Origin of the sequence: Streptomyces sp. SM1 (assembly GCF_002910825.1) — a bacterium.
GTDB classification, from domain to species: domain Bacteria; phylum Actinomycetota; class Actinomycetes; order Streptomycetales; family Streptomycetaceae; genus Streptomyces; species Streptomyces okerensis.
Map to the genome: position 1 here is coordinate 1 of NZ_NEUB01000634.1, position 2,795 is coordinate 2,795.

Sequence of the window (2,795 nt, forward strand, 5' to 3'; positions counted from 1 at the left end):
CCCAAGGCCGGGAAGTTAGCGTTCTCGCAGGTCCTGCAAGCACATTGAGGGTTCGAAGCGAAAGCACAACGGAGCTCGTTGGTACAGGCAGTCGACCAAGACAGCTTGTACGTGAGGAGCTCCGTTGCAGGTTCATCTTGCCCTGCCGTCCACGCTGACTGCCATCACCCGTACGGTGACCGTGGCCGCGGGCCGGTTCGCCCCGGGCCACCTGGGAGAGCTGACCGCCGTGGTGCCGTTCGAGCTCGTGGACGCGGTGCTGGCGGAGACGCGGACGGTGCAGCGGCGGCTGCGGGACCTGCCCTCTCGGGTCGGAATGTACTTCCTGCTCGCAATGTGCCTGTTCCCTGAGGTCGGCTACCGGCTGGTCTGGGACAAGCTCACCAGCGGCCTGGCCGGCATACCGGTGGCCTCACCGAGCACGAAGGCCCTGCGGGACCTTCGCCGACGGCTGGGGGCCGCGCCGGTTCGGTCACTGTTCGAGGTGCTCGCCGGGCTGCTGGCACGCCCTACCACGCCGGGGGTGCGCTTCGGTGCCTACCGGACCGTGTCCTTCGATGGCTGCAGCTCGCTTCGGGTGCCCGATTCACCCCGCAATCGGGCCTGGCTCGGGCGGACAGCCCATCACGGCTATCCCACGCTGGAGTTGATGACGCTGGTCGAGACCGGGACAAGGTCCATGATCGGCGCAGTGTTCGGCCCCACCGACGAGGGCGAGACCGCCTATGCCTGCCGACTGCTGCATCTGCTGAGGCCGGACATGCTGGTGCTGTGGGACAAGGGCTTCGACGCCAACGACTTCCTCGCCCAGGCGACCGCGACTGGCGCGAAGGTGCTGGGCCGGCTCCGCAGCAACCGGCGCACCCCGGTCCTGGCCCGTCTCGACGACGGCTCATACCTGTCGGTGATCGGCACTGTGGGCGTCCGGGTCATCGACGCTGAAATCACGGTGACCTGCGCTGACGGCACCGTCTTCACCGGCTTCTACCGGCTGGTCACCACCTTGACGGACGCCCGCCGGCACCCTGCGGCGACGCTGATCAAGCTCTACCACGAGCGCTGGGAACACGAGAGCGCGTACTACGCACTCCGCCACACGATCATGGCCGGACGGAAGCTCCGCTCGAACGACCGGGCCGGCCTCGAGCAGGAGATGTGGGCCCTGCTCACGCTCTACCAGGCCCTACGGACCGTGATGGTCGAGGCCGCCGAGTCCATCCCCGGCACCGACCCCGACCGCTGCTGCTTCACTGTGGCACTCCAGACCGCCCGTGACCAGGTCGTCCAGGCCGCCGGGATCGTTCCCGACGAGCAAGGACGCCTCGGACTGACCGGCCGCCGGGTGCTGTCCCGCCTCCTTGCGCCCCGCCGCCACCGGACCAGCACCCGCAAGGTCAAGTCGCCGATGTCCCGCTACAGCGAGCGACGCGACGACGGCCGCCCAGATCACAGCCGCATCATCACCGACCTCGCCGTCACCGTCCTCGAACCCGGCCCCGAACCGCCGCCTCTGCCCACCGTCTCCCGAGACGACCGCTACACCGCCCCGGCCCAGCGACGACGGCATCGCATCCTCGCCCTGCTGCAGGACGACCCGAACCGGCTGTGGAGACCCGCGGAGATCGCCGCCCACTTCGGCGACGTCACCCTGCACACCATGTATCGGCAACTGTCCCGATGGGCCAACACCGGGCTCATCCACAAGCTCGGACCCGGCCTCTACGCAGCCACAACCTGGACCTCAACCCCCTTGCCACCAGCACAAACAGGCTAACTTCCCGGCCTTGGGACAAGGCCCGACGCCGGTGGCCTTCCCGCCATGGGGCCGGGGTGTATGCGTTCTTCCGCCGATGGCGCGACCACGGCCTGGTCAACAACAGCCGCTGAAGCCTGAGAAGACAGCAAGGCCGGATGGCCACGCATTCCCATCCGACCAGACGTAACCGTCACGGTGGCGTACGACCCTGTCGCGCTGGGTGCCCGCCCAGGCGTAGGACGGGTCGGTCTCCAGGGCGCGCTCCAGGTCGGCCAGGGCTTCCGCGGAACGGCCGAGGTTGAAGCGCGAGACCCCCGGCTCGCGTACGCCGACGCGTACCCGGGGTCGAGGGTGGGGGCGAGGTCGTAGGCCGCGAGGGCCTCCTCGTCGCGGCCGGCGGCGCGGAGCGCGTCGCCGCGTTCGCAGTGGGCCCACGGGGAGCCGGGGTCCAGGGCCACGGCCCGGTCCAGGTCGGCGAGCCGGCGTCCGGGGTCGCCCAGCTCGCGCCACACGCGGGCGCGGCGGATCAGCGCCCAGGAGTAGTCGGGCTTCAGCTCCAGCGCACGGTCCAGTGCGGTGAGCGCGGCCTGCGCCTCGCCGTGGACGAGGCGGGTGGCTCCGAGTGACGCCCAGGCGTACTCGTCGGCGGGGTCGAGGGCGGCCACGGCCCGCTCCAGGTCTCCCGCCGCCTGTTCGTGGCGCCCGAGGGCGCGCCCGTACTCGCCGCGCAGGGCACGGTGTTCCGGCGTCGTCCGGGGTCAGCGCGAGTGCCCGGCCCAGCTCGCTGACGGCGGCCTCGTACGCGCCCCGGGCGGCCGTGCAGCCACGCGTCGAGGAGGGGGCCGGTGCGCTCGTAGGTGTCGAAGAACAGGACGATCCAGGGGACGTCGGCGGCGGCGCCGTCGAGCTCGTTGGCCGGCACCGGGGTGAGGACGCTCTCCGGGGAGAGGACCAGCTGGACGTCCTCGTAGGTGCGGAAGCGGGCGCTGAGGCCGGTGCGCAGGCGGTCGTCGCCCTGGGCGAGCCGGGTGGGGTCGAG

Annotated in this window: 2 protein-coding genes and 1 pseudogene; 1 reads left to right on the forward strand and 2 read right to left on the reverse strand. The window is 70.9% G+C overall.

Annotation, left to right across the window (positions count from 1 at the left end; genetic code table 11):
• Positions 1 to 124: 124 nt before the first annotated feature.
• Positions 125 to 1,774, forward strand: a complete 1,650-nt coding sequence (locus B9S61_RS16305) for an IS4 family transposase (RefSeq protein WP_103542876.1) — start codon at positions 125 to 127, stop codon at positions 1,772 to 1,774.
• Here the strand turns inward: B9S61_RS16305 and B9S61_RS16310 are convergent.
• The gene (locus tag B9S61_RS16310) at positions 1,771 to 2,421 is read right to left on the reverse strand and encodes a tetratricopeptide repeat protein (protein WP_308457772.1); all 651 of its coding nucleotides are present in this window, start codon (positions 2,419 to 2,421) and stop codon (positions 1,771 to 1,773) included. The genes B9S61_RS16305 and B9S61_RS16310 overlap by 4 nt on opposite strands.
• Positions 2,307 to 2,795, reverse strand: a pseudogene (locus tag B9S61_RS43295) (hypothetical protein); the annotation flags it as partial. The gene B9S61_RS16310 and the pseudogene B9S61_RS43295, both read right to left, overlap by 115 nt.